The following is a 25,462-nucleotide window of genomic DNA, read 5'->3' as shown; positions in this document are numbered from 1 at the left end:
GTTATAAAAACAGCCCGTCAACATGGTTGACGGGCTGTTTTGTCGGTGGATGAGTGGTTATTTACTGCGGGCTCCACACCAGCTTGCCGCTCTGGGTCAGGTCATAGCCGCCGAGGCGAGCCGCCAGCTCGCGCCCCTCGGGGGATTGCAGCCAGCCGATCAGCTGTTGTAGCAGGGTGCGAAAGAAGACCCCCTGCGGCATCACCAGATCGAAACACTCCTGCGACAGCGGCATAAAGCCGAGGCCAAACTCGGTGGCGGTGCTCTGGGCGCCGGGCCCGACGTCCGCATCGCCACGGCTGATGGCGGCGGCCAGCTCCCGCTCGCTGTTGACCTCGAGAGTGCGCTCCAGTCGGGTCAGCGACTCCCCCTGGGTTTGCAGCCACTCCTGCAGGGCGCGCTGGCTGCCAGCGCCTTCCTGACGCATGGCCCAGCGCCAGTCGAGCGCCTCTTTCGCCTCCTTGGGTTGCAGCCCTTGCCGCAGCACCAGCCCCTGCACCCGCCTGAATCCATGAACGATCACCCATTGCCGGTGGCCCTGATACTGCTGCACCAGCGCCGGGTGGCGCAGGTGCGCCTCCTCGGCCTGCCCCCAGTGGATGGCGCAGAGATCCACATGGCCGCGCGCCAGCATCGCCAGCCCCTGACGGGTGCCGCACGGGGTGTAGCCCACCAGTGCCTGGGTGCCGAGCTGCTGTGCCAAGCGGCTGCTTGCGTAGTGCAGCAGCACATCGTCCGAGCCAGCCAGCAGCAGCCGGTCGTTCATTACCCCCTCGTGGCAACTGCCGAGCAGCCAGCGATCGAGCAGGGAGCGGGGAAACAGCCACTTGCCGGTCGCCTTGGTGGCGGGGATGCGCGCCTCGTTGGCGAGCTGGTAGACCTTCTTCTCGTTGAGATCGAGGTATTCCGCCACCTGCTTGACGTTCATAAACTCATTCATGGCTTAGTCCCGCATCCCGCGACCAGCCGGACTGGGCGCCAGCACCGGCGGCTTCTCGTCCAGCACGATATGGTCGTGGCCGCTGAATACCTCGAAATGGCGCCCCTTGGCGCGGGCAATCATGGTGATGCCGAGCTGGCGGGCCAGATCCAGCCCCATCTGGGTGACGCCGGAGCGCGAAAGCAGCACCGGAATGCCCATCTGCGCCACCTTGATCACCATCTCCGAGGTGAGCCGCCCCGTGGTGTAGAAGATCTTGTCGTGGCCAGCCTCGCCGCGCATCCAGAGCTCGCCCGCCAGGGTATCCACCGCATTGTGGCGCCCCACATCCTCGACAAAGGAGAGGATTTCGCTACCGCGACAGATGGCGCAGCCATGCACGGCCCCCGCCATCTTGTAGGTTTCGTTATGGGCCGACAGCGCCTTGAGCAGGGAGTAAAGAGTGCTCTGTTTAAGCTCAGGCGCCGCTAGCACGACCCCTTCGAGCTTCTTCATCACGCTGCCATACATGGTGCCCTGACCGCAGCCGGAGGTGACCGTCTTCTTCTCCAAGGATTTGTCGAGATCGGCTGCCTGCTGGCTGCTCACCACGGCGGCGGCCTCGCTCTCCCAGTCGACGATCACCGACTCGATGGCCGAAATATCCTCGATAAAGCCCTGATTTTTCAGATAACCCAGCACCAGCGCCTCGGGGCGGGCTCCCAGCGTCATCAGGGTGACGATTTCCTTCCAGTTGAGGTAAACCGTCAGTGGCCGCTCACAGGCGATTTGGCGGGTGTTCATTGTGCCCTGTTCATCCATCACCTCGACGGCCATGGTGAGCTGGGCGGCAGCATTGCTTTTGATAAAGGTCGGTGTCATGGGCCCCTCGCGACCGGTTGCTGGGATCTAAGGGGAGGGATACAGCAAGTTTTGTTCCAGATTAATGAGACGGACAAAATGTCAGAGTGATGGTACGCAAAGCATAATTATGTTGTCTTAATAAAAGCGAGCAGGCTCCCATTCTGACAAAGAAATAAGTAGCCATGCTTTTCTTTGAAAACACAGATGGTTAGACTTATGAAAAACTAATTTTTAGGTGTGAAAATTAGCATTTAAATGGATATGTTGTTGTAGTTTTTTTGCCTCTCGACGCTAATAATCTGGATTAAGTATGAACGAAGAAATTGAGAACTTATGTAATGCGTTGGATAGCCTCGGTGAGGCTGTGCAGAATGGATGGCGCGATAATCGAACACTCAATGAGGCTTTTGGGTGGCATCATCCGGTCTTAGATAGAAAGGAATTAGCTTATTTACCCATATCTCTTGCCGATAAAATTAGACGTGTAAAGTTAGAAACTGATGATGAGAAATTCCTCCAAATAATCGATGGCATTCCTGAGAAACTTGAGAGATTAAAATCTTATACATTGCCATATTTTTATAATGGCAATGGACATCAAGCAATTCCTGCCTATATCGACACTTTAAATTGGATATCCAGTGTTGTTGAACCTTATATATCATGGGTTGTATCCAACGATCCAAATTCAATGCCACCAGCCATATCGCGTCGTTTAAAAGGGTTGCAAGCCAAAATTCAGCAAATTGATGTCGACCAAGATAGGCTATATAAACAAATTAAATTAATTAACGAAGCAACGGAAGCACCAGAGTCATTACCATCAGACCTGGAAGACTTGAAAGCTGCGAGAAAAAAGGTTGAGTCCATAGGACAAGATGTTTTGAAGACATCTTCAAAAGTTTCTATGGCCAAAGAAGAGGTTGAAGGACTTTTAAATTTAATCACAGAAAATAAATTAACATCTGACCAGCTAGTAAGTAATTGTGAGGATGCATATCGCATTACAACCAGCAAAGGACTGGCTGGGGCGTTTGACCAGCGAGCTAAACAACTAGCCAAGTCAATGTGGGTATGGGTTTTTGGTCTGCTATGTTCATTAGGTGCAGCATGGTATGTAGGTGCTCAGCGTATTGAAATTCTCACAAGTTCATTATCTACTCCAGACCCCAAATGGGGTATGGTATCGATGCATTTTATGCTGGCTGTGGTTAGCCTTGGGGCACCACTCTGGTTTGCTTGGTTGTCAACAAAACAAATAGGTCAGAGATTTAAGCTTGCAGAGGATTATGGCTTTAAAGCTTCTGTCGCAAAAGCTTATGAGGGTTATCGAAAAGAAGCTTCAAGAATTGATCAAAAACTAGAGGCTCGCTTATTTGAGTCTGCCTTAACAAGGGTTGAAGAGGCTCCATTACGACTTGTTGAAGGTACATCACATGGCACTCCATGGCATGAGCTTGCTGAATCAAGTGGCTTTAGAGAAGCATTAAAAAATATACCTGAGTTTCGAGATAAGGTTTTTTCGTTAGCGCAATCAATGGTTGATAAACCCGGACGAAGTCAGCCCAAGGATGAGAGTAACGCTGCATAAATATTGGCCATCCGATATAACGTATGTTGGATAAAATTGTAGGTTGGTGCTGAACGAAGTGAAGCCCAACGTTTACCGTGAACATTCTTATCAAGGCAATAATCGGATAATTCAGCGTTATTCGATTATTGCCATTCCCACGATCAGATACACAGGCTGATTGGTTTTACTCCGCATGTTGGGCTTCGCTGCGCTCTGCACCAACCTACGCCCGCGCCAACCCATATTCCGCATGACAGGCCAACCCGCATTAAAGCCTCCATCCACCACCAAACCGGCCTTGGCCCCACTCTTGCTATGTCCTATCCCATTGATGGCCGTGGCCGCCCTGAATCTCCTGCTCTGATCTGCCTCGAACTGGGTGGATCACGGGGGAGGGCGGCTCGGCAGAGACCTTCTGATGGGAGCCGTGACAGTGCAAGAGACAACCAAACCCCTCTCCCCGCAGCGCTGGCTGCAACTGGAGTTAAAGGCCATCGACAGCCAGGTTGGCCGCTGGCAGAGCCGCCGTTTCGAGATTGCGGCGCTTCATCCCGCCGAGCCCGAGGCTGCCGGTGCCTTGCCCCTTACCCTGTTTCGTGATGAGCGGGGGGATTATCGCTTCAATTTGAGCTCCGGCTCGCCCCGCCTGTTTGTCACCGGAAGCCGTGTGGACACTGGCTTTGTGGCTGATGGTCTGACCCTGAGCCAGACTGTGGCCGCTGCCTATATGGATGGCGAGCGGCAGGTGCTCTCCTGCCCGCTGCCCGAGGCGCTGCAAGCCTGGGTGGAGGCCTTTATCGGCCGCCACGGCGAGCTGCTGGAGGCCCGTCGCAAGGGCAAGAAGGGCAAGGGGCGGGCGCAGGATCAGTTGGGTGTCGATAGCCAGGATCAAGCCAGCTGCGGTGCCGTTAAAGCCACAGGCCCCGATGGCCGCGAGCGTGGCTGTGACAGCGGAAATCGCGCCCATGAGTGAGTTCCTTAAGCGCTGGTCGTCTCGCAAGAGTGAGGCGCGCAAGCATCAGGTATTGCAGCCACGGGAAGAGGTTATCCCCGAGGCAGTTGCCGCCCCTATCGAAGGCAGTGGCGAAGGTGAAACACCAGATACATCGCTGGATAGCCCCGTAGTCAGCACTGACAAGGGGAGCTGTGAACCTCTTGCCGTTGAGGGGGCAGAGAGTGGCGAACCGCCGCTAACAACAGCCCAGCCGGGCAAGGCCAAACTCCCCGACAAGGAGACGCTGCGGGCCATGTTTCGCAGCCACAAACCGGATGGGCTCGACGACTACACCCAGGATTTCAGCCAGCCCGAATTGCTGCCCGCGGCCCTGACTGCCGGGCTGCGCAACTGGCTGGTGGATCAGGTAACCGCCCCGGAGAGCGAATCGGCCAATCCGGCCAGCGGATCCGCCGAACCGGGGGCGGTTGCCAGCGAACCTGCCGCCGACGAGCTGGCTGATAACCATTCTCAAACCCACACCGACGATCGGGACATTTTGGTTTCCTCTGGTGGACAAAATGTCCCAACCAAAGGTGGGGGAATGGAACCCTCAGGATCCTGACTCCCTGTCAGTCACTTTTTTTCCGGGGGAGTTGGCTCGCCTCTTGCTCTCTCGGCTTACCAACAAGCGCCCATCCCATGAGGTGGCGCGCACAGGAGCGTATGTGAGCACTGAACAAACATTGCCAAATCTGACCCCAAATCTGGCCCCAAATCTAGCCCGCGAGGCGGGGGCGGCCGAGCATAACGCGCGCGCTCGCGCCTATGCCCTGCAGCATACGGTCAAGACCGACAACCTGATCCCGGCCACTGTCTCTTACCGGAGTCAGGGGCGCCTGCTGCTGGTCGGCCCGGAAGATCGCATTCGCCGCGCTGCCAGCCTGCTGCCCGCCGGGGTGAAGCCCACCCTGCTGGTGACCGAATCGGTGCATGACGCCGAGGCGGCCGATCTCGAAACCATTTTCGATGCCACCGCATCCCTCGCGGCCCTGACCCTGCGCGAACCGAGCCTGACAGGGTATCTGGGGCAGTTCCAGCTCACCGGCCTCAATGGTCAGGGTGAGCGGGTTAATCTGGCGGCGCTTTGCTTTCCACAACAAACGGTTGTTGGTAGCGAACCGCGCTTCGATCTGGTGGCCGATCTGGGCCGCGCCCCGCTCTTTGCGCTGGAGCGCCCGCCGGTCGGTTATCTGCATCTTGCCGATGACCAAGGGCTGGCCGAACGGCTCACCGAGCTCTGTGCGCTGACCGGTATCTTCGACAAGCCGCGCTATTTTCGTCTCGACTCCGAGGCCTGCGCCTTTACCGCCCGCGGCGTGCCCGGTTGCAGCCGCTGCCTCGATGTCTGTCCGACCGATGCCCTCAAGCCCATCAATGGTCGCATCCAGATCGATCCCCATCTCTGTCAGGGCTTTGGCAGCTGCGCCTCAGCCTGTCCGACCGGCGCCATTGCCTATCACCAGCCCGATGCCAACACCAGCGGCGACTACCTGCTGCGCTTGCTCAAGCACTACCGCGAGGCGGGCGGCGAAGCGCCCCAGTTGCTGATCGCTGGTGAAAGCGATCGCGAATGGGTTGAGGCCGAGCTCACCCGCTTGCCCGCCAACTGGCTGCCGGTCTGGGTGGAGGAGAGCGCGAGTTTAGGCATCGAGAGCTGGTTCGCCGCCCTTGCCTATGGCGCCAGCGCAGTGCGCATTGCGCTCGGTGACGATGCCCCCGCAAGCGTCCGTGCGCTGGTTGAGCGGGAGCTGGCCAGCGCCGCCGTGCTGTTGGCGGGCGCTGGGCTTGCTGCCGATCGCATCGCCCTGTTTAACCCGGATGCCGAACAAGATAAGCCGATCTCCGGTGAACCAGCTCTTGCCCTGCTGGTGAAGCCGCTGAAAGGGGACAAACGGGAAAACCTGTTTGCCGCCTTCGATGCCCTCTGGCAGGCCAACGAAGGGAGCCGCGAGCAGCTGGCGGTGCCCCACGGCGCCCCTTACGGCAGCGTGGAGCTGAAAGACGCAGACTGCACCCTCTGCATGGGCTGCGTGGCGGTCTGCCCGAGCCGCGCCCTGCATGCGGTTGGGCACACGCCGGGTCTCAACTTTATCGAGCAGGATTGCATCCAGTGCGGCATGTGCGAAAAGGCGTGCCCTGAGCAGGCCATTGTACTGGTGCCCCGCCTGCAGCCGGTGCCCGAAGCGCGCCGCGCCGTGCAGAGCCTGAAAGCCGAAGAGGCTGCCTGCTGCATTCGCTGCTCCAAGCCGTTCGCGCCCGCCTCGATGATCCGCCGCATCCAGCAAAAACTGGCCGGTCACTCCCACTTCCAGAACGAGGCCGCTCAGCGGCTGCTGATGTGCGAGGAGTGTCGGGTCAAGGATGTGTTTGCAGCGCTGGCGGCGGATCCCGTCTCCCAGCTCAAGGTATGAGGGGCCAGTGATGAGTGAACAACATAACGAAGAGGCTGGCGAACTGACCATGACCGAACTGGAACAGAGCAGCGCCGATCTCTACGCCCTGCTGGCGAGTCTCTGGCGCGCCGCCCCCCGTGGCGAACAGCTCGCCTGGCTGCAAGGGTTGCAGCCGATGCCGGGCCCCTTTGCCAGAGGGCTCGGACTGGTGCAGCTGGCGGCGAGTAGCCACCACGAAAACGAGCTTGCCGAGGAGTATCAGGATCTCTTTATCGGGCTGGGGCGCGGGGAGATTGTGCCGTTTGCCTCCTGGTATCTCACCGGCTCATTGATGGAGCTGCCGCTGGCGGTATTGCGCGCAGATCTGCAGTCCCTCGGTTTCGAGCGCCAGAGCGGAGTGTGTGAGCCGGAAGATCATCTCGCCGCCCTCTGTGAGGTGATGGCGGTACTGATTGGCGAGCAACACCCGGAGCGCAACCGCTTCTATGAGCGCCACCTTGCCCCCTGGGTACTCGCCTGTTGCCGCGATCAGCAACAGGCGAAAGGGGGCAGCTTCTACCGGGCGGTCGGGGCCCTTGCCGAAGATTTCTTCAAGCTGGAAAACGAATTGCGTCTGCCGTTTGGCGCCTGCGTGGTGCCGGGCTGAATGCCTCTATCCACCCACAACAAAACGAACAGACGAGATATCCCATTGGACGCGAAGCTGGCGCGCAGGCGCTGGCAAGAACAACAACAGAGGTCACAAGAATGAGCGATGAACAGCTGAAAGACCCGTCCCGCCGCAATCTGATCAAGGGAGTTGGCGTGGTCGCCACCATAGGCGTATTGGCCGGTGCCACCGGTCGGGTGGTGGGCAAAGAGGTGCTGACCCACGACACCGAGCCTGACAAGGGCTATCGGGAGACCCCCCATGTCCACGACTTTTATCGCACCCTGCGCGGCACTGACTGAGCCGGATCAGTGAAGGAGAATTCATGAAACTGACAAAACGTGCCGAGCAGCCCCAAGTGGGCGAGCAGGGCAATCAGGCCATTCGCGGTCAGGGGCTGACCCGTCGCGCCTTTATGGTCAACTCAGGTCTGGTGGCCGGTGGCGCAGTGGCCGCCGGTTGGCTGGCGCCAGCCATGATGCAGCGGGCCGAAGCCAAAACTGTGGCGGCCGGGGTGCCGGTCGAGGTGAAGCGCACCATCTGCTCCCACTGCTCGGTGGGCTGCGGCGTCTATGCCGAGGTGCAGAACGGCGTCTGGACCGGTCAGGAGCCGGCCTTTGATCACCCCTTCAACCTTGGCGGTCACTGCGCCAAGGGGGCGGCCCTGCGCGAGCATGGGCACGGTGAGCGTCGCCTCAAGTACCCGATGAAGCTGGTGGGCGGCAAGTGGCAGCGCATCAGCTGGGATCAGGCCATCGAAGAGGTGGGCAACGAAGTGCTGCGCCTTCGCAAGGAGTCCGGCCCCGACAGCGTCTACTGGCTCGGCTCCGCCAAGCACTCCAACGAGCAGGCCTACCTGTTTCGCAAGATGGCGTCGCTTTGGGGCACCAACAACGTGGATCACCAGGCGCGGATCTGCCACTCCACCACGGTCGCTGGCGTAGCCAATACCTGGGGCTACGGCGCCATGACCAACAGCCTGAACGACATGCACAACAGCAAGTCGATCATGTTTATCGGCTCCAACCCGGCGGAGGCCCACCCGGTCGCCATGCAGCACATCCTGCTGGCCAAAGAGCGCAACGGCTGCAAGATTTTGGTGGTCGACCCGCGCCGCACCCGCACTGCCGCCAAGGCGGACATGTACCTCTCATTGCGCCCGGGCACCGACGTCGCCTTTATCTGGGGCATGCTCTGGCACATCTTCAAGAATGGCTGGGAAGACAAGGAGTTCATCCGCACCCGCGTCTACGGCATGGACGAGGTGCAAAAAGAGGTGGCGCGCTGGACCCCGGCGGAAGTGGAGCGGGTGACCGGCCTCAACGAGCAGCAGGTCTATGGCGCCGCCAAGCTGCTGGCCGACAACCGCCCCGGCTGCGTGGTCTGGTGTATGGGCGGTACCCAGCACACCACAGGCAACAACAATACCCGCGCCTACTGCATCCTCGAACTGGCCCTCGGCAACGTGGGCAAGAGCGGGGCGGGCACCAACATCTTCCGCGGTCACGACAACGTGCAGGGCGCCACCGACTTTGGCGTCACCTCCGACTCCCTGCCCGGCTACTACGGGCTGGAAGAGGGCTCCTGGAAGCACTGGGCCCGGGTGTGGGACGTCGATTACGAGTGGATCAAGGCCCGCTTTGACAACAAGGCCTACAACGGCAAGCTGCCGATGAACAACAACGGTATTCCGGTCTCCCGCTGGGTAGATGGTGTGCTGGAGAACGCCGATCTCATCGAGCAGGGCTCCAATATCCGCGCCATGTTCTACTGGGGCCATGCGGTCAACTCCCAGACTCGCGGCCCCGAGATGAAGAAGGCGATGCAAAAGCTCGACATGATGGTGATTGTCGACCCGTATCCCACAGTCGCTGCCGTCATGAACGATCGTACCGACGGCGTCTACCTGCTGCCGGCCACCACCCAGTTCGAAACCTATGGTTCCGTCACCGCCACCAACCGCTCCATGCAGTGGCGCGACAAGGTGATCGAGCCCCTGTTCGAATCCAAGGTCGACCACGAGATCATGTATCTCCTGAGCAAGAAGCTCGGCTTTGCCGATCAGCTGTTCAAGCACATCAAGGTAGAGAACAACCAGCCGCTCTTGGAAGACATCACCCGCGAATACAACCGCGGCATGTGGAGCGTGGGTTACACCGGCCAGAGCCCGGAGCGGCTCAAGGCACACCAGCAGAACTGGCACACCTTCCACAAGACCAACCTCAAGGCCGAGGGCGGCCCGGTCAGTGGCGAAGTGTACGGTCTGCCGTGGCCCTGCTGGGGCACCCCGGAGATGAAGCACCCCGGCAGCCACATCCTCTACGACACCAGCATTCCGGTGTCGGAAGGGGGCGGCGGTTTCCGCGCCCGCTTCGGCATCGAGTATCAGGGCGTCTCGCTGCTCGCCGAAGACTCCTGGCCGAAGGGAAGTGAAGTAGAAGACGGCTATCCCGAGATCACTGCCGACCTGCTGAAGCAGCTTGGCTGGTGGGATGAGCTGACCGAGGCCGAGAAGAAGGAGGCCGAGGGCAAGAACTGGAAGACCGACCTCTCTGGCGGCATTCAGCGGGTTGCCATCAAGCACGGCTTTGTGCCGTATGGCAACGCCAAAGCGCGCTGTGTGGTGTGGACCTTCCCGGATCAGGTGCCCAAGCACCGCGAACCGCTCTACACCCCGCGCCGGGATCTGCTGGCCGACTACGCCACCTGGCCCGATGCCAAGAGCCTGTGGCGCCTGCCGACCCAGTACGCCTCGGTGCAGGAGAAGGACGTCAGCAAGGAGTTCCCCATCATCCTCACCTCCGGCCGTCTGGTGGAGTACGAGGGGGGCGGCGACGAGACTCGCTCCAACCCCTGGCTGGCTGAATTGCAGCAGGAGATGTTCGTCGAGATGAATCCGGCGGATGCCAACGATGTCGGCGTGCGCGACGGTCAGGACGTGTGGGTCGAGGGGCCGGAAGGGGGCCGGGTCAAGGTGAAGGCGCTGGTGACCCCGCGGGTCAAACCGGGGCTCGCTTTTATGCCGTTCCACTTCGGCGGCCACTTCGAGGGCAAGGATCTGCGATCCAAATATCCGGAAGGGTCTGATCCCTATGTGCTGGGGGAGTCGGTCAACATAGTCACCACCTATGGCTATGACCCGGTCACCCAGATGCAGGAGACCAAGGTCACCCTGTGCCGTTTTCGCAAAGTAGGAGCCTGATCCCATGGCCAGAATGAAATTCATGTGTGACACCAAGCGCTGCATCGAGTGCAACGGCTGTGTGACGGCGTGCAAGAACGAGAACGACGATGCTCTGGAGTGGGGCATCCAGCGCCGCCGGGTGGTGACCCTCAACGACGGCCTGCCGGGTGAGACCTCCATCTCGGTCGCCTGCATGCACTGCACAGATGCCCCCTGCATGGCGGTCTGTCCGGCCGACTGCTTCTATCACACCGATGACGGCATAGTGCTGCACAACAAGGATCTCTGTATCGGTTGCGGCTACTGCCTGTTTGCCTGCCCGTTCGGGGCTCCCCAGTTCCCGAAGACTGCCGCTTTTGGCGATCGAGGCAAGATGGACAAGTGCACCTTCTGCGCCGGTGGCCCGGAAGAGGATCACAGCGAGGCGGAGCGCCAGAAGTACGGTGCCAACCGTATCGCCGAGGGCAAGCTGCCCATGTGTGCCGAGCTCTGCTCCACCAAGGCGCTGCTGGCGGGGGATGCGCAGGTGATCTCCGATATCTTCCGCGAGCGGGTCGCCTATCGCGGCGCCAAGGACGCGGGCTGGGGCAGCGGTGAGGAGCTGTTCCATGACGCCAGCAAGGCGGGCAAGGGAGGGGCGGCATGAAAACCTGGCTAATGGCCCTGTTTGCCGCCCTGCTGCTGGTGAGTACCGCAAGTTTCGCCGACGCCGAGAAAGAGGCGGTCGGTTTTGCCGGCGCCGACTACTGGCGGGCGGTGAAGGATGGGCAGGAGGGGGTGACCACCTCCCGCTCGCCGGAGCACGGGGTGCTTATCTCGGTGCCGGGTCAGCTCTGGTTCGAGGTGAAGACCAAGTGGGTGTCGCCGCTCGGCGCCATCGCCATCTTCGGCTCCTTGGCCATGTGCGGCCTGATGTACTGGGTGGTGGGGCCGACCAAGCTCTCCAAACCGCGTACCGGGCGCAAGCTCAAGCGCTGGAGCCGGCTGGATCGGGCGCTGCACTGGACCACGGCGGCCATGTTCCTGACCCTCTCCGGGTCAGGGCTGGCCATCATCTATGGCAAGTACTTCATCAAGCCGGTGGTGAGCATGGGGGTGTGGGAGAACTGGATCTGGTTCGCCAAGGTGTTCCACAACTACGTGGGGCCGCTCTTCTTCCTCTGCTTGCTCGGTGTACTCATCAAGTGGTTCCGCCACAACATCGTCAACATGGTGGATGTGCAGTGGTTTATGAAGGCTGGCGGCATGCTGGGGCCCCACAAGGGGAGTCACCCCTCGGCGGGCTTCTCCAACGGCGGCGAGAAGGCGATCTTCTGGCTGCTCATCTGGTTTGGCGGCATAGTCGTGGCGACCGGGCTGTTTCTGGACTTTCCCATCTTCGGCCAGCTGCGCCGTCAGATGGAGTGGGCCAGCTTTATCCATATCGTCGGCGCCTTGATCCTTATCTGCGGTTTTATCTTCCATATCTACATGGGCCTGTTCCAGCTGGAAGGGGCGCTGGAGGGGATGGTGACCGGTGAGGTGGACGAGACCTGGGCCAAGGAGCACCACGACCTCTGGTATGAAGAGGTGAAGCACACCCTCGATGAGCCCAAGGTGGGTAAATCAAGCTGACGGTCGGACAAAGAGTAAAGGGAAGGGGCGCTGCGGCGCCCCTTTTGATGGCAGGTCGATCGTGATGGTAAATTGATTGAGCGATGCCGCAAACGGCGATGGTTTTTTGGGTCACCTTGAGCAACAGTAACAGGGAGTTCCATTCACATAAGGGATGACAAATGATGAGAAAAGCATGGTTGGCCGCGGTATGTGCATCTGCGATCTTCGGTGGTATTGCGGGCGTGGCGCAGGCGGCTGACGGGATCAAGACCCAGCAGGTGCAGTTCAAGAAGGGGGAGTCAGGGGCAACCATCAACGGCACCATTCAGGGTAGCCAGACCCTCGATTACAAGCTGACGGCCAACAAGGGCCAGAGCATGGTGGTGATCCTGACCGGCAAGCCCTACTTCAATATTCTGCCGCCGGGCAGCAAGGGGGAGGCGATGTTTATCGGCTCTACGGAAGGGAACAACTTTGAGGCAACCCTGCCTGCCAAGGGCACCTACACCATTCGGGTCTACCAGATGGGGGCGGCCGAGAGCAGCAAGGCCAAGACGCCGTTCAAGCTGGAGGTGGGTATCAGCGGCTAATGCCAGCAGCTGACAAGCATCACAGAGGTGGCGGCCACAAAGGGCCGCCACCTCTGTTTTATCCTCTCTGTTTTTGCCTCGCCACGGTCAATATTCACCCCGGGCCAGCCGGTCGAAATAGGTTTGATAACGTCCGCTGGCGATGGCCTGCTGCAACTGCTGATTGAACTGATCACGCAGTTTGGCTGAATCCTGCATTTTGCGCGGGAACATCACGAAGCTGTCGTTGCGCAGAAAAGGGGTCTGACTGTGGGTGATGAGTGCCGCGCTGGCGGGATCGAGCTGACTCTGCAACTCGGCCAGACCGACCCGCAGCTCTTGCGGATAGAGGTCGATCCGCCCGCGCAGCAGCTTGCCGAAATTCTGCTTCACGTCGGTGACACGCTGCTGGCTCACTTTGCCGTCGGCCACCATCTTGTCCAGCTCTGGTCCGTAGCTGTAGGCGATATCGCCCCCCAACCGCATGCCAACGATCTGCTCGAGGCGCTCGGCTTGCAGATGTCGTGCTTTGAGGGAGAAGAAGACAAACTGCTCCTGCAGCACCGCTTTGCTGAACAGAAAATCCCGCTCACGTTCCGGCTTGTGCATCCAGACGGCGGTGGCATCGTAGAGCTGGCTGTTGGCTGCCAGCGAATAGACCCGACCCCAGGGGGCGAAGTGGAACTTCACCTCGTAGCCCGCCTCCTTGAACAGATCGCGGATGAGGTGGGCCACTGGCCCGTGCTGTTTTGACTGCTCGGAGACGAAAGGGGGCCATTCACCCACGATGATGTTGAGTTCTCTCCCCTGTGCGGCGAGAGCCGACTGGCAGGCAAGCAGTTGTGACAGGGCAAGGAGCAGTATCAGACGCATGGCGAGAGGAGGCAAAAGCTGGCTGAAAAAGTCGAGGGCATCAGGTCACTCCCGGCTGCGGCATGGTGAAACGTTGCGGAATTGATCGCAATGCTAGCATGAGTCTCATTCCTTGCCGTGGATATTTGTCTCGCTGGGGCCGCCAGGCGCCTATTTTGGCCGCAGGGTATGCCCAAGCTCACAAAACCGATCGAGTAAACGTCATATGATTGATTTCATTATGAGTCTTGCTCTCCTGCCGAACGGCAATTTCACGTAAATCAAAGAGAATGACTATGGCTACCGGACAATATCTGCTGTGGAAAGATGCACAGGGACAGGATTTTCGCCCCGTTGCACTGACCGGCACTGATCTGCTTAACAATCGATACCTCAACAAGGGCACGGCCTTCACCGAACAGGAGCGGGCCGATTTTGATCTCGATGGTTTGCTGCCGCCTCAGGTACAAACCTTTGAAGCCCAGCTCGAGCGAGTGTATGAGGGGTTCAAGAGCGCTTGCAGCGATATCGAGAAGTACCAGAACCTGCGTGCCCTGCAGGATCGCAACGAGACTCTCTTCTATGCCCTGTTGTCACGCCATGTAGAGGAGATGACTCCCTACATCTATACCCCGACTGTGGGCAAGGCGTGTCAGGAGTTCAGCCACCGCTTCCAGAAGCCGCGCGGCCTCTACATCACTCCGGACAACGTGGATGACATGGGCAGTCAGGCCCGCCACTTCGATGCCAAATCGATCCGCATCATAGTCGTCACCGACAGCCAGGGCATTCTGGGGATCGGCGACCAGGGTGTTGGCGGCATGGGGATCCCCATCGGCAAGCTGGCGCTCTATACCCTGGGTGCCGGTATTCACCCCGCCTGCTGCATGCCTATCGCGCTGGATGTGGGCACCGACAACCAGAAACTGCTCGATGATCCCATGTATCTGGGCCGCCCCCACAAGCGTATTCGCGGCAAGGAGTATGAGGAGTTCATCGACAAGTTCGTGCAGGGGGTCAAGCGCCACTTCCCCAATGCCGTGCTCCAGTGGGAAGACTTCAGCAAATCCAATGCCTTCAACAATCTGGCCCGCTACCAGCAGTCACTGCCGTCATTCAACGATGATATTCAGGGCACCGGTGCCGTGGTGCTGGCCGGTATCATAGGCGCGGTCAAGGTCAAGGGGGAGACCCTGGGCCAGCAGAACTATCTGGTCTATGGCGCTGGCGCCGGTGGGGTTGGTGTCGCGGATCAGATCTGCGCGGGGATGATCCGCGAGGGGATGGATCCGCAGGCGGCCCGCGATCGCATCTACATCCTGGATACCCAGGGGCTGGTGTGCGACAACCGGGATGGGCTCGACGAGTACAAGCGCCGCTATGCCAAGCCGGGGCTGCTGCTGGCGGGCTGGGATACCGAGGTGCCCGGCAAGGCCAATCTGGCCGATGTGCTGCGTCATGTGCCCATTACCGTGTTGCTGGGTACCAGTGGCTCGGGCGGCGCCTTCCAGGAAGAACACATCCAGCTGATGCTGCAGCATTGCGAGCGCCCCATGGTGTTCCCGCTCTCCAACCCGACCGCCAACTGTGAAGCGCTGCCGGAGGATATCTACCGCTGGAGCAAGGGCAAGGCGATCGTGGCGACCGGTAGTCCCTTCAAGGATGTGAGCTACGAGGGGCAGGAGTTCAGGGTCGGGCAGGGCAATAATGTCTTTATCTTCCCCGGTGTAGGTCTGGCGGCCATCGTCAGCCAGATCCGCGAGATCACACCCGATGTCTTCACGACCGCCGCCTTTGCGCTGGCCGAGTGCGTGAGTGAGGTGGACCTGGCTAAAGGGGCTGTTTATCCGCGCATTCGCGAGCTGCGCAGCATCTCGGTGCATGTGGCGACCGCCGTGCTCAAGGATATCGTGCGCCGGGATCCCTCCCACCCGCTGATCGGTCAGGATCTGCAGCAGCATATCCTCAACCACATGTGGGAGCCGGTTTACCTGCCCTATCGTCGGGTATAACCGCGTATTCACCGCCCGGATAACGGGTCGGAAAAGATGACAAGGGGGTAGCGCTGCTACCCCCTTTCGTTTATCCCGTGGCATTCACTAAGTTCGCAATGGCCGCCAGCGCCCTTGCTGATTGCGACAGGCGGTATCCTGCCACTGCTGGCTCGCCTTGCCGATATAGAGTTGCTCGCGATAGTCGCGACACCACTCCCCGCTGGTATGGCGGAAGGTGCGCAGCGGGGTGACGCTACCCGAGTGACGGTTAGCTGGATTGAACCAGGTGAGGCTTTGGCCTTTGGTACGGGTTTCCAGCGCCTTGGCGAGGGCCTGATTGGCCAGTTGAACATCTGCCTTATCCATCTGATGGTAAAGCGGCGGGGTGTCGATCGTGGCGCAGCCAGTGAGGCCGAGCAGGAGGAGTGGTAACAGATATCGCATCATGGTTGCCCCTGTTGGCGAAAGCCGTTGTTGAGCAGCACCCGCTCCTGCTCATCGGTAAGCACTTGCTGGCGATCATCGATCGAGCCATCGCCCCTGAGTTTGTTGCCATTGGCATCGACGGCATCCACACCGTTATCATCGACCGTACCATCGCCCCTGAGCTTGTTGCCGTTGGCATCGACGGCATCCACACCGTTATCATCGACCGTACCATCGCCCCTGAGTTTGTTGCCGTTGGCATCGACGGCATCCACGCCGTTGTCATCGACTGTGCCGTCACCTCTGAGCTTGTTGCCATTGGCATCGACTGCATCCACGCCGTTGTCATCGATGGTGCCGTCACCTCTGAGCTTGTTCTCGTTGGCATCGACGGCATCCACACCGTTGTCATCAACGCCATTGCCAAATCCGCGGCCACCCCCATGGCGTTCTCCCCCTGCATGTTTTTCTCCACCAGCATGCCGTTCACCTCCACCATGCTGCTCTCCGCCGGCATGCTCGCCTTGGCCGCCACTGTCATCGCTGCCCCCATCGCTGCCACCGCCGCTGTTGCTGCCCCCACCGCTGTCGCTGCCACCGCCGCTGTTGCTGCCCCCATCGCTGTCGCTGCCACCGCCGCTGTTGCTGCCTCCGCCGCTGTTGCTGCCTCCGCCGCTGTTGCTGCCTCCTCCGCTGTTGCTGCCTCCTCCGCTGTTGCTGCCTCCGCCGCTGTTGCTGCCTCCGCCGCTGTTGCTGCCTCCACCACTGCTGCCCCCACTGCCACCATCGCCATCTTTGTTGTGAACGATCAGCTCATTGGCGATGTAGCTGTGGCTGCCATCGAGCAGCAGATTGAAGAGTGCGGTAGTGGGAGATGCCTCGATCCAGCAGAGTGACTCAACCAGCAGTAATTCCGGCTGGGGTTGCAGGGCCAGATTGCCCGTCACCATGACAGGTGCCGAGCGACACATTATCTGCATGCCGGTAAATAGCGGCACTACCGCCAGTTGCGGGTTTTCGGTTCGGGTCATGGCCGGTGAGATAGCTGCCCAGCCCCGAGTGGTCAGCAGAGGGTGCTCAGCGGTAAAGAACGGGGGCAGATCATTGATCCCGTAGAGTCTGCGCTTGCCCAGTATGACCCGTTCGACCGCCAGGATCCGGTTACTGCCGCCGTGCTGATCCAGCACCTGTTCACCGACCCGGAGCGTCTCTATGGGGCGGGTGGAACCATCGGCCATCGTGATGCGAGTGCCGGCGATAAAGCAGGACTTGGCATAGGCCTGATTCATTTGCCACTCATTTTGGGCGAAATCATAACTGAACGGGTTCGCAAACAGGGCGAGTGCGATGGCCGAGCCAATAAGCAATCTGCGCTGGCTGGCCTTGAATGGGGGCTGTGACATGGGGACTCCTTGTCCATCTTGATTCACAGGATCCATTATAGAGCGCGCCCCTGGCGGCGGCATTTTTGACCATGAACACAATAAACATGATGGAAAAACGATTGGCGTTCGTCACAATAATGCGTAAAATCACATACTCGATGCTTGTAGCAACGAATCCCGCCTAAAAAGCCAGTTTCATGCCCTTCCCAAGCAGTAAAAGGCAACAAGTGACGTATTTGTGTTCATTTCGTGCCTTGGAAAAGTCTTGTGATAACTGAAAAGTGATAAATATCCCCGTCAGTTATCAAAAAATTAAGGACATCCATGTTTTCCTTAGTCAAGCAAAGTGTCGCCGGGCTGCAAATCCTGTTTGTCGCCTTCGGTGCCATGGTTCTGGTGCCCCTGCTCACCGGACTGAACCCCTCCATGGCCCTGCTTGGCGCCGGTGTGGGCACCCTGTTGTTCCAGCTCTGCACCCGCCGCCAGGTCCCGATTTTCCTCGGTTCCAGCTTTGCCTTCATCGCCCCTATCATCTACGCCACCCAGACCTGGGGATTGCCATCCACCATGTTTGGCCTGTTTGCCGCCGGTTTCATGTATTTCATTCTGGCTGCGCTGATCCGGGCAAAAGGGATGGGCTTTGTGCACAAATTGCTGCCGCCCGTGGTGATTGGCCCGGTGATCATGGTCATCGGTCTTTCTGTGGCGCAGGTTGCCTGCAACATGGCGATGGGCCGCGCCGGTGGTGAGCAGGTGGTTCCTGCGGGGATTGCGCTGACGCTGGCCGGTATCTCGCTGGCGGTCACCCTGATTGCAGCTGTGTTCTGCAAGGGGTGGATCAAGCTGATCCCCATCCTGTGCGGTGTGATTGCCGGTTATGTCTCGGCGGTGTTCATGGACCAGGTGAGTTTCGATGGCATGGTGAACGCCCCCTGGCTGGCGCTGCCCCACTTCGAAACCCCGGAGATCAACTGGGCTGCTGCGTTGTTCATGTTGCCGGTAGCCATCGCCCCCTGTATCGAGCATATCGGTGGCGTGTTGGCGATTGGTGGCGTGACTGGCAAGGATTACACCAAGGATCCGGGTTTGCATCGTACGCTGGCCGGTGACGGTATCGGAGTCTGCTTCGCCGGTTTCATCGGTGGCCCACCCGTGACCACCTACGCCGAAGTGACCGGTGCCGTGATGATCACTCGCAACTTCAATCCGGTCACCATGACTTGGGCTGCGGTGTTTGCCATCATTCTGGCCTTCTTTGGCAAGTTCAATGCGCTGCTCACCTCCATCCCGATGCCGGTGATGGGCGGTATCATGCTGCTGCTGTTCGGATCCATCGCCGCCATCGGCCTCAAGACGCTGGTGGAATCCAAGGTGGATCTGGGGCTGTCACGCAATATCGCCATTGTCGCCGTGACTCTGACCGTCGGTGTCGGTGCGCTGGAGATGAAGATTGGCGACTTCGCGCTGGCCGGTGTTGGCCTGGCCTCTGTTGCCGCCATCCTGCTCAACCTGATCCTGCCTGCGCACTCCGAAGAGGGTGTGATGGACGCGGCCAAGGACTGAGTTCCCCCAGACGTTCATTGTTGATTTGGAGAAGGCCACCTCGCGGTGGCCTTCTCATTTTCGGGTATCTAGCGCCACTTTTTGGCTCGACGGAGCTCATCTGGAATCTAATTTGGAAGCAGATGAGGGGGTTAGCATTCTCATTTGACGTATCTCTTTTCGTGACCTTAGCTAAAGGACAGGTTTGGCTCTGAGGTCTCCTCGAGCAGTATGGGAAAATGGATGTTGGCGTTTTCTATCATTTCTCTCCCAGACCCCTGTCATAAAACGATGCGCTTTTTCTTTGCCACGGCGCTGTTGTATGGCAGAGGCTTATCCGCCCCACTCCGCACTCCCCTCATGCTGCCCTGGCATGTTTCCACCTCGATTTGTTGTGAGCCTCCCTCGCTGGTTGCGTTTCGTTGCGCACAGGCAAAATCCGGATCTGTTTGCTGCTGCACGTTGGTGGGCGGCGAGCCGTGAAAGCCGGCATGACCCCAGCGGGTCAGACGTGCACCGCCATCGGTAACGGCGGATGTTCAGGGATGAATGGCAAGCAAAGCGAGGTTGCAATGAACTATCAACTGCTGTGGAAAAGTGCAATTTTTTCAGTCTCTTCCATGATGGCGATAAGCGCTGTTCAGGCTGCGCCACTGAACGTGATGACCGAGGATTACCCGCCATTCAACATGCAGGGGGAGGGGGGCAAGATTGTCGGGCTATCGACCGAGGTGGTCGAAGAGCTGCTCAAGCGTGCCGGCATCGAATACAAGCTGACCCTGATGCCCTGGAAGCGGGCGTATGAAGATACCCTCAGCACTCCCAACACCGCCCTCTACTCCACGACTCGTACCCCGGAGCGTGAGGCGCTGTTCAAATGGGTGGGGCCGCTGGTCAATAACAACTGGGTGTTCTTCTCCAGCTCGACGGCCAATATCACGGTCAAGTCGCTGGAAGATGCCAAGCAGTATTCGGTGGGTGGCTATAACGGCGATGCGGCCGCCGAATATCTCAAGGCCCAGGGATTTGCCAAGTTGCAGCTGGCGGCCAACGATACCGCCAACGTGAAGAAACTGGAGGCGGGCCGCATCGATCTTTGGGCAACCGGCCAGTATCTGGCGCCCTATCTGGCCAGCAAGGAGAAGGTGGCCTCACCCAAGCCGGTCTTCGTGTTCAAGGAAACCCAGATGAGCTTGGCGTTTAACAAGGACACGCCCGATGAGCTCATCACCAAGCTCAACGAGATCCTCGCTGCCATGAAGGCGGATGGCACCATTGACAAGATCAATGCCAAGTACCAGTAACAGTACCAATAGCAAGTGCCGCTCAATGGCACTGCGTCGGCTGCCGTAAAACCGGGAGGAAACCATGGATTGGAAAAGTCTGACGTTCAGGATTGCCGTGTTGACCTCCCTGTCGGTGAGTCTGCTACTGGTGTTGTTTGGCGGTTATAACTACCACGCCGTCAAGGCGGAGAGCTACAGCAAACAGAGTGTGCTGGTCGAACAGGCCATCGGCCGGCTGCAGCTCTCCCTGCCCGGCCCGCTGTGGAATTATGAATCGGCCTTTATCGAGGCATCGCTCAAGTCCGAGCTGGCGGCCGATATCCTGAGTGCGCTGCTGGTGGTCAACAAGGACAAGCTGGTGGCCGGGTTTGCCCGTGACACGGCGGGGAGCATAGCCCCCGTGACAGCCATGCCTGCCGATACCGCTGCCTATGGGGGATATGACTTGGTCTATGACGACAGTGGCCAGAAAAATACCGTGGCCAGATTGCTGGTCGAAACCAGTGATGCGGCCATTCAGGCCAACTTGCGCCAGCAGTTGATTACAACTGTCTGGCAGATCCTGGTACTTGATATCTGTATCATTGCGTTGTTGATGGTACTCATTCATCGCAATGTGCTGAGACCACTTCATCAGATGAATCTGGCGGTGTTCGATTTGGCCAGAGGAGAGGGGGATTTGACCCGGCGTCTCAAGATCCTCCGTCAGGATGAAATGGGCGCGCTGGCCACCAACATAAATCACTTTATTGCCAAGTTGCAGGAGATGGTGGCGGAGATCAACGAGCTCTCTGCCGGCGTGCTGCAGACCGCCGAACGTTGTGACACCCTTGCGGCGGATACTCGGGGCGCCAGTGATGCCCAGCAACAGGAGCTGGATCAGGTCGCGACTGCCATTACCGAGATGAGTCAGGCGGTACAGGAGGTGGCAGGTAATGCAGTGAAGACTGCTACGGCGACCGATGAGGCCAACCTTTATGTCGAGCAGGGCTACAATCTGGCCGGTCATGCCAATCAGGCGATTCGCCAGCTGGTGGGAGAGGTGGAACGGGTGGCGGGGCTGATGCGTTCCCTTTCTACCGAGAGTAGCAGCATTGGCAATATTATCGAAGTGATCAATGGTATTGCCGAGCAGACCAATCTGCTGGCGCTCAATGCCGCCATCGAGGCTGCGAGGGCTGGGGATCAGGGGCGCGGTTTTGCGGTGGTGGCCGATGAAGTGCGAACCTTGTCAGGTCGTACCCGTCAGTCGACCGAAGAGATCAGTGCCAGCATCAAACGGCTGCAACAAGCGACCCAGAATGTTGGTGCCGGGATGCTGCTGAGCCAGGAGCAGGCCTCTCGTGCGGGAGCCGAAGCAGCTGATGTACAGATATCGGTGGAGAAGATAAAAAACCAGGTCAGTTTGATCCGCGAGATGAACATGTATATTGCCCAAGCCTCGGAAGAGCAACATTCTGTAGCTGAGGCGGTGAGCCATAGCGTGAACCGGATTGCCACCCTTAATAGCGAGAGCGCGGCCAGGGTGGTGCAAGTGGCTGAAGCCAGCAGCGATTTGCGCCAGCTCTCCGGTCAGCTCGATACCCTGCTCAAGCTGTTTCGGGTCTAGAGAGCACATACGCCCTGCGGGGGATCCTCGGTGCGAGCGGTGGTCGCGATCACGCGCGCAACGGGTGGTCGTGGAGTTCTCATTTTCTGCCATGCAATCCCGGATCGATATTTTCCCTTTCCGAGACCATGTATGACAGTCTGGAGTGCGGTTGTCTACTCACGACACAGCTTGCACCAGGGGCCTGTGATCTCGCAATACCCGGTCTCGTTGCCATGCTGCCAGCCAAGCCGATGATAGAAGGCCACGGCCGCCGTATTGCGGGTTGCCACCTTGAGTGATGCCTTGCAGGGACTATCAGCCAGACCATGTTCGAGCAGCGCTCGCCCAATCCCCTGACCATGCCAGTCGCTCGCAACGTACAAATGATGCACAAAGTGCTCGGGTTGCCATACGGCGATAAATCCACAGACAGTCCCCCCTCGCTCTGCCACCCATATCTCTTCTCCCCGGGTCTGCTCGATAAAGTCATCCAGGTGAAACAGGGAGGGGTCTACCCAGTGAAAGGTTTGTCTGCGGCCTTGTAAAAACAGCTTGGCCAGCGGGGTGATATCACGTTCTTCCATGCGCCTGATCATCATGTTCTCCCAAGGGCGGTCACTGTTCCTTGTTGCGTGCTGGCAAGGTTATCTGGGGCAAATGACAAGGGTGTGATTAAGGGCTGTCCATTACATTTGTCATGGGGCTATACTGCCGAAGTCCCCTGTATGGATGGCGTGAGGATTGTTGATTTATGGACAATAAACAGATTGAAGGCAACATTTTTGTTCCGGCTCATATCGATGACGTGTGGCACGCCTGGACGACAGAGAGTGGTCTGCGCAGTTTTCTGGCTCCCGAGTGTTTGATGGTAGCCGAACCGAATGGCCCCTTCGAAATCTACTTCAGGCCTGATGCTCCACTGGGTGAACGGGGGAGTGAAGGGTGCAGGGTCATGGCCGTCATGCCCTATGATCTGCTCAGCTTTAGCTGGAATTTTCCGCCCAGTCTGCCCCATATTCGTCAGCAGAAGACTCAGGTTTGTCTGCGCTTTGTGCCGGAAGGGCAGGGCACTCGCCTCTACTTCCTGCAAACCGGTTGGGCCAATGATCCTGACTGGAATCAGGGGTATGCCTACTTTAGGGAAGAGTGGCTGGAGACCAGCTTGCCACGGTTGCAGTACCGCTTTACCCATGGCCCCATCGACTGGAACAACCCGCCCGACAAGACACAGTTGAAGGCGCTGGCCCAGTAGTGTCCGATCTCAGAGATAAAAAAAACCGGCCAGAAGGCCGGTTGAAACAGTTCAGGCTTGTCAGGTGACAAACGTATCCAGCGGATGAGAGTCGCTTTCCACTCCTTGTGAAGTGCGACCCTCTTGGTTACGTGCTGCTACTATATGCCATCCACACTGAATCGATGCTGAACCACGGATGTTTCAGTTTCACTCCACCTTACAATCAGATGGTAATCCCCATCGACTGGCGCAGGTAAGCGCCAGCGCCGAGCAGGCCAGGCCCTTCATGGGTGATCAGGAATACCGGAATATCCTTGAGGTAGGATTTGAAACGGCCCTTGTCTTCAAAGGCAACCCGGAAACCGGAACTGGTGAAGAACTCCTGGAAGCGCGGCACTATGCCCCCTGCGATATAGACGCCGCCAAAGGTACCCATATTGAGCGCCAGGTTGCCGGCAAAGCGGCCCATCAGCACGCAGAACAGGCTCAGGGTGCGGCGGCAATCCAGACACTCGCCCGCCAGCGCACGTTCGGTAATGTCTTTGGGAGCGAACGGCTCCGGCTCACGCCCATCGGATTTCACCAGCCCGCGATAGAGATTGACCAGGCCTGGGCCGGATAAGAAACGCTCGGCCGAGACATGGCCCAGTTCGCCACGCATCACCTGCAGCACCGCATCTTCCTCTTCGGTGTTGGCGGCAAAATCCACATGACCCCCTTCGCCCGGCAGGCTCAACCACTGATCGCCCGCCTTGACCAGATGCGCAACCCCAAGGCCGGTGCCCGCTCCATAGATGGCGATGGGTTTGCCAGCTACCGGTGCGGCGCCGCCCAGCTGGATGCGATCCGATTCGGCCAATACCGGTACCGCCATCGAGACCGCGGTAAAGTCGTTGATTACTTGCAGGCGCGCCAGCCCGAGATTGCTCTGCATCTCGCTGATGGAGAACTCCCAGCTGTGGTTGGTCATGGCGACCCAGTCACCATTGATGGGGCAGGCGATGGCGATGCAGGCTTCAGCCACCTCGACCTTGTGTTCCTCCAGATAGAGGCGAACCACGGCTTCAAGGCTGGGATGGGCCAGACCTGAGTAGGTCTTTGCCTGAGAGATAGTACCGGTGGCCAGCTCACACAGGGCCAGACGCGCATTGGTACCGCCGACATCGCCGACCAGCGCATGGGTATGCTGCATAACAACTCCTTCGTTACAGGATGGGGACGACTGTGGTGTCCCGACATTATTGTTGGATTATGACGGCCCATTCTATCCGAGCTCAGGCTCACTCACCCGCCGGATCGATACAAACGTGCGCCTGCTCACAGTGTTGTTGCTTTGCAACATTTGTAAGCGGTTTCACAGTGAGGTGACGTTTTGTAACGAAAAGTACGAAATAATTAGAGATGAGTCATACTTTGTACGGCAGGCGTTAGTTGCGATAACCGCTTGTCTTGTATAGTCATCAGCTTGATTGGAAACCTGCTTAGCCGTAGATTTAGTGCAAAGACACTGAAGCTAAATTACAAAAACGTCTGGTGGTGATGATGAATACCCTTGATAAAATTACGAACAACCTGGAAAGTTTCAGTAAATCAGAACGCAAGGTTGCCGAGGTGATCCTGGCGTCTCCCCAGACCGCCATCCACTCCAGCATCGCCGCCCTGGCCAAAATGGCCGACGTCAGTGAACCGACCGTCAACCGTTTTTGCCGTCGCCTCGATACCAAAGGCTTCCCCGATTTCAAACTCCATCTGGCCCAGAGCCTGGCCAATGGCACTCCTTACGTCAATCGTCATGTGGAAGCAGAAGACGGCCCCGATACCTACACGGCCAAAATCTTCGAATCCACCATGGCTTGTCTGGATGCCGCCAAGAACAGCCTGGATATCTCGGCCATCAACCGCTGTGTCGATATCCTGACCCAGTCCAAGAAGATCAGCTTCTTTGGTCTTGGCGCCTCCTCAGCCGTTGCCCGCGATGCCCAGAACAAGTTCTTCCGCTTCAATATCCCGGTGGTGAGCTTTGACGATATCGTCATGATGCGCATGAGCTGCATCAACAGCAGCGAAGGGGACGTGGTGGTGCTGATCTCCCATACCGGCCGCACCAAGGCGCTGGTCGAGATCGCCGCGCTGGCGCGCGAGAACGACGCCACCGTCATCGGCATGACCGCCAAGGATTCCCCACTGGCGCGCGAGTGCAACCTGGTGCTCTCCATGGATGTGCCGGAGGATACCGATGTCTACATGCCGATGGCTTCCCGCATCGCGCAACTGGCGCTGGTGGATGTGCTGGCAACAGGATTTACCCTGCGCCGGGGGATGAAATTTCGTGAAAACCTGAAGAAGGTAAAAGAAGGATTGCGTGAATCCCGCTTTGAAACACCACACTCTTCCTGAATCGTCGGGGG

Annotated in this window: 22 protein-coding genes and 1 pseudogene; 16 read left to right on the top strand and 7 right to left on the bottom strand. The window is 58.7% G+C overall.

The window, feature by feature from the left end:
* Positions 1 to 61 precede the first annotated feature (61 nt).
* The gene (locus G5154_RS05615; RefSeq protein WP_013723539.1) at positions 62 to 928 is read right to left on the bottom strand and encodes a helix-turn-helix transcriptional regulator; all 867 of its coding nucleotides are present in this window, start codon (positions 926 to 928) and stop codon (positions 62 to 64) included.
* A gap of 15 nt (positions 929 to 943) precedes the next feature.
* Positions 944 to 1,801, bottom strand: a complete 858-nt coding sequence (locus G5154_RS05610) for a formate dehydrogenase accessory sulfurtransferase FdhD (protein ID WP_100645365.1) — start codon at positions 1,799 to 1,801, stop codon at positions 944 to 946.
* Positions 1,802 to 2,093: 292 nt separating this feature from the next.
* Between G5154_RS05610 and G5154_RS05605 the strand changes: the two genes are divergently transcribed.
* The 10 genes from G5154_RS05605 to G5154_RS05560 all read left to right on the top strand — a co-directional run bounded on the left by G5154_RS05605 (position 2,094) and on the right by G5154_RS05560 (position 12,765).
* Positions 2,094 to 3,374: a hypothetical protein gene (locus G5154_RS05605; RefSeq protein WP_421250489.1), complete on the top strand. Its 1,281-nt coding sequence runs from the start codon at positions 2,094 to 2,096 to the stop codon at positions 3,372 to 3,374.
* 400 nt (positions 3,375 to 3,774) lie between these two features.
* Positions 3,775 to 4,329 carry a DUF3305 domain-containing protein gene (locus G5154_RS05600; RefSeq protein ID WP_421250488.1) on the top strand — a complete coding sequence of 185 codons (555 nt, stop codon included), beginning with the start codon at positions 3,775 to 3,777 and terminating at the stop codon, positions 4,327 to 4,329.
* Complete coding sequence (locus tag G5154_RS05595; RefSeq protein ID WP_421250487.1) at positions 4,322 to 4,915, top strand: DUF3306 domain-containing protein; 594 nt, start codon at positions 4,322 to 4,324, stop codon at positions 4,913 to 4,915. The genes G5154_RS05600 and G5154_RS05595 overlap by 8 nt, the downstream gene beginning before the upstream one ends.
* A 103-nt stretch (positions 4,916 to 5,018) precedes the next feature.
* Positions 5,019 to 6,764 carry a 4Fe-4S binding protein gene (locus G5154_RS05590; RefSeq protein WP_421263896.1) on the top strand — a complete coding sequence of 582 codons (1,746 nt, stop codon included), beginning with the start codon at positions 5,019 to 5,021 and terminating at the stop codon, positions 6,762 to 6,764.
* A 10-nt stretch (positions 6,765 to 6,774) separates the two neighbouring features.
* Positions 6,775 to 7,392, top strand: coding sequence for a TorD/DmsD family molecular chaperone (locus G5154_RS05585; RefSeq protein WP_421250485.1), 618 nt, complete (start codon positions 6,775 to 6,777; stop codon positions 7,390 to 7,392).
* A gap of 101 nt (positions 7,393 to 7,493) precedes the next feature.
* Positions 7,494 to 7,697: a transcriptional initiation protein Tat gene (locus G5154_RS05580; RefSeq protein WP_005303194.1), complete on the top strand. Its 204-nt coding sequence runs from the start codon at positions 7,494 to 7,496 to the stop codon at positions 7,695 to 7,697.
* Between the two features lie 23 nt (positions 7,698 to 7,720).
* Positions 7,721 to 10,597 carry a formate dehydrogenase subunit alpha gene (locus G5154_RS05575; RefSeq protein WP_421250484.1) on the top strand — a complete coding sequence of 959 codons (2,877 nt, stop codon included), beginning with the start codon at positions 7,721 to 7,723 and terminating at the stop codon, positions 10,595 to 10,597.
* Between the two features lie 4 nt (positions 10,598 to 10,601).
* Positions 10,602 to 11,225, top strand: a complete 624-nt coding sequence (gene fdh3B / locus G5154_RS05570) for a formate dehydrogenase FDH3 subunit beta (RefSeq protein ID WP_043556381.1) — start codon at positions 10,602 to 10,604, stop codon at positions 11,223 to 11,225.
* Positions 11,222 to 12,193, top strand: a complete 972-nt coding sequence (locus G5154_RS05565) for a formate dehydrogenase subunit gamma (RefSeq protein ID WP_421250483.1) — start codon at positions 11,222 to 11,224, stop codon at positions 12,191 to 12,193. Before fdh3B ends, G5154_RS05565 begins: the two co-directional genes overlap by 4 nt.
* Positions 12,194 to 12,354: 161 nt before the next feature.
* Positions 12,355 to 12,765 (top strand): DNA breaking-rejoining protein, encoded by a 411-nt coding sequence (locus tag G5154_RS05560; RefSeq protein WP_421250482.1) that lies wholly within the window; start codon positions 12,355 to 12,357, stop codon positions 12,763 to 12,765.
* A gap of 87 nt (positions 12,766 to 12,852) precedes the next feature.
* Here the strand turns inward: G5154_RS05560 and G5154_RS05555 are convergent, their stop codons facing one another.
* Positions 12,853 to 13,617 carry a substrate-binding periplasmic protein gene (locus G5154_RS05555; RefSeq protein ID WP_270818027.1) on the bottom strand — a complete coding sequence of 255 codons (765 nt, stop codon included), beginning with the start codon at positions 13,615 to 13,617 and terminating at the stop codon, positions 12,853 to 12,855.
* 275 nt (positions 13,618 to 13,892) lie between these two features.
* On the opposite strand from G5154_RS05555, the gene G5154_RS05550 reads away from it, so the two are divergent.
* On the top strand, positions 13,893 to 15,608 hold the full coding sequence (locus G5154_RS05550; RefSeq protein WP_058055721.1) for an NAD-dependent malic enzyme: 1,716 nt from the start codon (positions 13,893 to 13,895) through the stop codon (positions 15,606 to 15,608).
* An 87-nt stretch (positions 15,609 to 15,695) separates the two neighbouring features.
* On the opposite strand, the gene G5154_RS05545 is transcribed toward G5154_RS05550, so the two are convergent.
* The gene (locus tag G5154_RS05545; protein WP_421250481.1) at positions 15,696 to 16,037 is read right to left on the bottom strand and encodes an RT0821/Lpp0805 family surface protein; all 342 of its coding nucleotides are present in this window, start codon (positions 16,035 to 16,037) and stop codon (positions 15,696 to 15,698) included.
* On the bottom strand, positions 16,034 to 17,419 hold the full coding sequence (locus tag G5154_RS05540) for a hypothetical protein (protein ID WP_421250480.1): 1,386 nt from the start codon (positions 17,417 to 17,419) through the stop codon (positions 16,034 to 16,036). Before G5154_RS05540 ends, G5154_RS05545 begins: the two co-directional genes overlap by 4 nt.
* 306 nt (positions 17,420 to 17,725) lie before the next feature.
* Between G5154_RS05540 and G5154_RS05535 the strand changes: the two genes are divergently transcribed.
* The 3 genes from G5154_RS05535 to G5154_RS05525 all read left to right on the top strand — a co-directional run bounded on the left by G5154_RS05535 (position 17,726) and on the right by G5154_RS05525 (position 21,838).
* The gene (locus tag G5154_RS05535) at positions 17,726 to 18,964 is read left to right on the top strand and encodes a uracil-xanthine permease family protein (RefSeq protein WP_421212006.1); all 1,239 of its coding nucleotides are present in this window, start codon (positions 17,726 to 17,728) and stop codon (positions 18,962 to 18,964) included.
* 551 nt (positions 18,965 to 19,515) lie between these two features.
* On the top strand, positions 19,516 to 20,247 hold the full coding sequence (locus G5154_RS05530) for a substrate-binding periplasmic protein (protein ID WP_337072375.1): 732 nt from the start codon (positions 19,516 to 19,518) through the stop codon (positions 20,245 to 20,247).
* Between the two features lie 64 nt (positions 20,248 to 20,311).
* A complete protein-coding gene (locus G5154_RS05525) occupies positions 20,312 to 21,838 on the top strand; it encodes a methyl-accepting chemotaxis protein (RefSeq protein ID WP_421250479.1) in 1,527 nt (508 codons plus the stop codon).
* A gap of 155 nt (positions 21,839 to 21,993) precedes the next feature.
* Here the strand turns inward: G5154_RS05525 and G5154_RS05520 are convergent, their stop codons facing one another.
* Complete coding sequence (locus tag G5154_RS05520) at positions 21,994 to 22,416, bottom strand: GNAT family N-acetyltransferase (RefSeq protein WP_005347629.1); 423 nt, start codon at positions 22,414 to 22,416, stop codon at positions 21,994 to 21,996.
* 155 nt (positions 22,417 to 22,571) lie between these two features.
* On the opposite strand from G5154_RS05520, the gene G5154_RS05515 reads away from it, so the two are divergent.
* Positions 22,572 to 23,072, top strand: a complete 501-nt coding sequence (locus G5154_RS05515; protein ID WP_005347626.1) for an SRPBCC family protein — start codon at positions 22,572 to 22,574, stop codon at positions 23,070 to 23,072.
* Between the two features lie 205 nt (positions 23,073 to 23,277).
* Here G5154_RS05515 and glk read toward each other — a convergent pair.
* Positions 23,278 to 24,249: pseudogene (glk, locus tag G5154_RS05510) on the bottom strand (glucokinase); the annotation flags it as partial.
* Positions 24,250 to 24,593: 344 nt separating this feature from the next.
* Here glk and G5154_RS05505 point away from each other — a divergent pair.
* Positions 24,594 to 25,451 (top strand): MurR/RpiR family transcriptional regulator, encoded by an 858-nt coding sequence (locus G5154_RS05505; protein ID WP_005347620.1) that lies wholly within the window; start codon positions 24,594 to 24,596, stop codon positions 25,449 to 25,451.
* Positions 25,452 to 25,462: the final 11 nt, after the last annotated feature.

The organism is Aeromonas sp. 600527 (assembly GCF_049175415.1).
GTDB lineage: Bacteria > Pseudomonadota > Gammaproteobacteria > Enterobacterales > Aeromonadaceae > Aeromonas > Aeromonas veronii_A.
This window is presented reverse-complemented; position numbering and strand designations above follow the sequence as displayed.

Excerpts from the sequence above, each read along its gene's own strand:
- G5154_RS05545 (WP_421250481.1), bottom strand. The coding sequence starts at position 16,037 with ATGATGCGATATCTGTTACCACTCCTCCTGCTCGGCCTCACTGGCTGC.
- G5154_RS05540 (WP_421250480.1), bottom strand. The coding sequence starts at position 17,419 with ATGTCACAGCCCCCATTCAAGGCCAGCCAGCGCAGATTGCTTATTGGC.
- G5154_RS05615 (WP_013723539.1), bottom strand. The coding sequence starts at position 928 with ATGAACGTCAAGCAGGTGGCGGAATACCTCGATCTCAACGAGAAGAAG.
- G5154_RS05585 (WP_421250485.1), top strand. The coding sequence starts at position 6,775 with ATGAGTGAACAACATAACGAAGAGGCTGGCGAACTGACCATGACCGAA.
- G5154_RS05595 (WP_421250487.1), top strand. The coding sequence starts at position 4,322 with ATGAGTGAGTTCCTTAAGCGCTGGTCGTCTCGCAAGAGTGAGGCGCGC.
- G5154_RS05600 (WP_421250488.1), top strand. The coding sequence starts at position 3,775 with ATGGGAGCCGTGACAGTGCAAGAGACAACCAAACCCCTCTCCCCGCAG.
- G5154_RS05550 (WP_058055721.1), top strand. The coding sequence starts at position 13,893 with ATGGCTACCGGACAATATCTGCTGTGGAAAGATGCACAGGGACAGGAT.
- G5154_RS05555 (WP_270818027.1), bottom strand. The coding sequence starts at position 13,617 with ATGCGTCTGATACTGCTCCTTGCCCTGTCACAACTGCTTGCCTGCCAG.
- G5154_RS05605 (WP_421250489.1), top strand. The coding sequence starts at position 2,094 with ATGAACGAAGAAATTGAGAACTTATGTAATGCGTTGGATAGCCTCGGT.
- G5154_RS05505 (WP_005347620.1), top strand. The coding sequence starts at position 24,594 with ATGATGAATACCCTTGATAAAATTACGAACAACCTGGAAAGTTTCAGT.
- G5154_RS05565 (WP_421250483.1), top strand. The coding sequence starts at position 11,222 with ATGAAAACCTGGCTAATGGCCCTGTTTGCCGCCCTGCTGCTGGTGAGT.
- G5154_RS05530 (WP_337072375.1), top strand. The coding sequence starts at position 19,516 with ATGAACTATCAACTGCTGTGGAAAAGTGCAATTTTTTCAGTCTCTTCC.
- G5154_RS05535 (WP_421212006.1), top strand. The coding sequence starts at position 17,726 with ATGTTTTCCTTAGTCAAGCAAAGTGTCGCCGGGCTGCAAATCCTGTTT.
- fdh3B (WP_043556381.1), top strand. The coding sequence starts at position 10,602 with ATGGCCAGAATGAAATTCATGTGTGACACCAAGCGCTGCATCGAGTGC.
- G5154_RS05515 (WP_005347626.1), top strand. The coding sequence starts at position 22,572 with ATGGACAATAAACAGATTGAAGGCAACATTTTTGTTCCGGCTCATATC.
- G5154_RS05575 (WP_421250484.1), top strand. The coding sequence starts at position 7,721 with ATGAAACTGACAAAACGTGCCGAGCAGCCCCAAGTGGGCGAGCAGGGC.
- G5154_RS05525 (WP_421250479.1), top strand. The coding sequence starts at position 20,312 with ATGGATTGGAAAAGTCTGACGTTCAGGATTGCCGTGTTGACCTCCCTG.
- G5154_RS05610 (WP_100645365.1), bottom strand. The coding sequence starts at position 1,801 with ATGACACCGACCTTTATCAAAAGCAATGCTGCCGCCCAGCTCACCATG.
- G5154_RS05560 (WP_421250482.1), top strand. The coding sequence starts at position 12,355 with ATGATGAGAAAAGCATGGTTGGCCGCGGTATGTGCATCTGCGATCTTC.
- G5154_RS05520 (WP_005347629.1), bottom strand. The coding sequence starts at position 22,416 with ATGATCAGGCGCATGGAAGAACGTGATATCACCCCGCTGGCCAAGCTG.
- G5154_RS05580 (WP_005303194.1), top strand. The coding sequence starts at position 7,494 with ATGAGCGATGAACAGCTGAAAGACCCGTCCCGCCGCAATCTGATCAAG.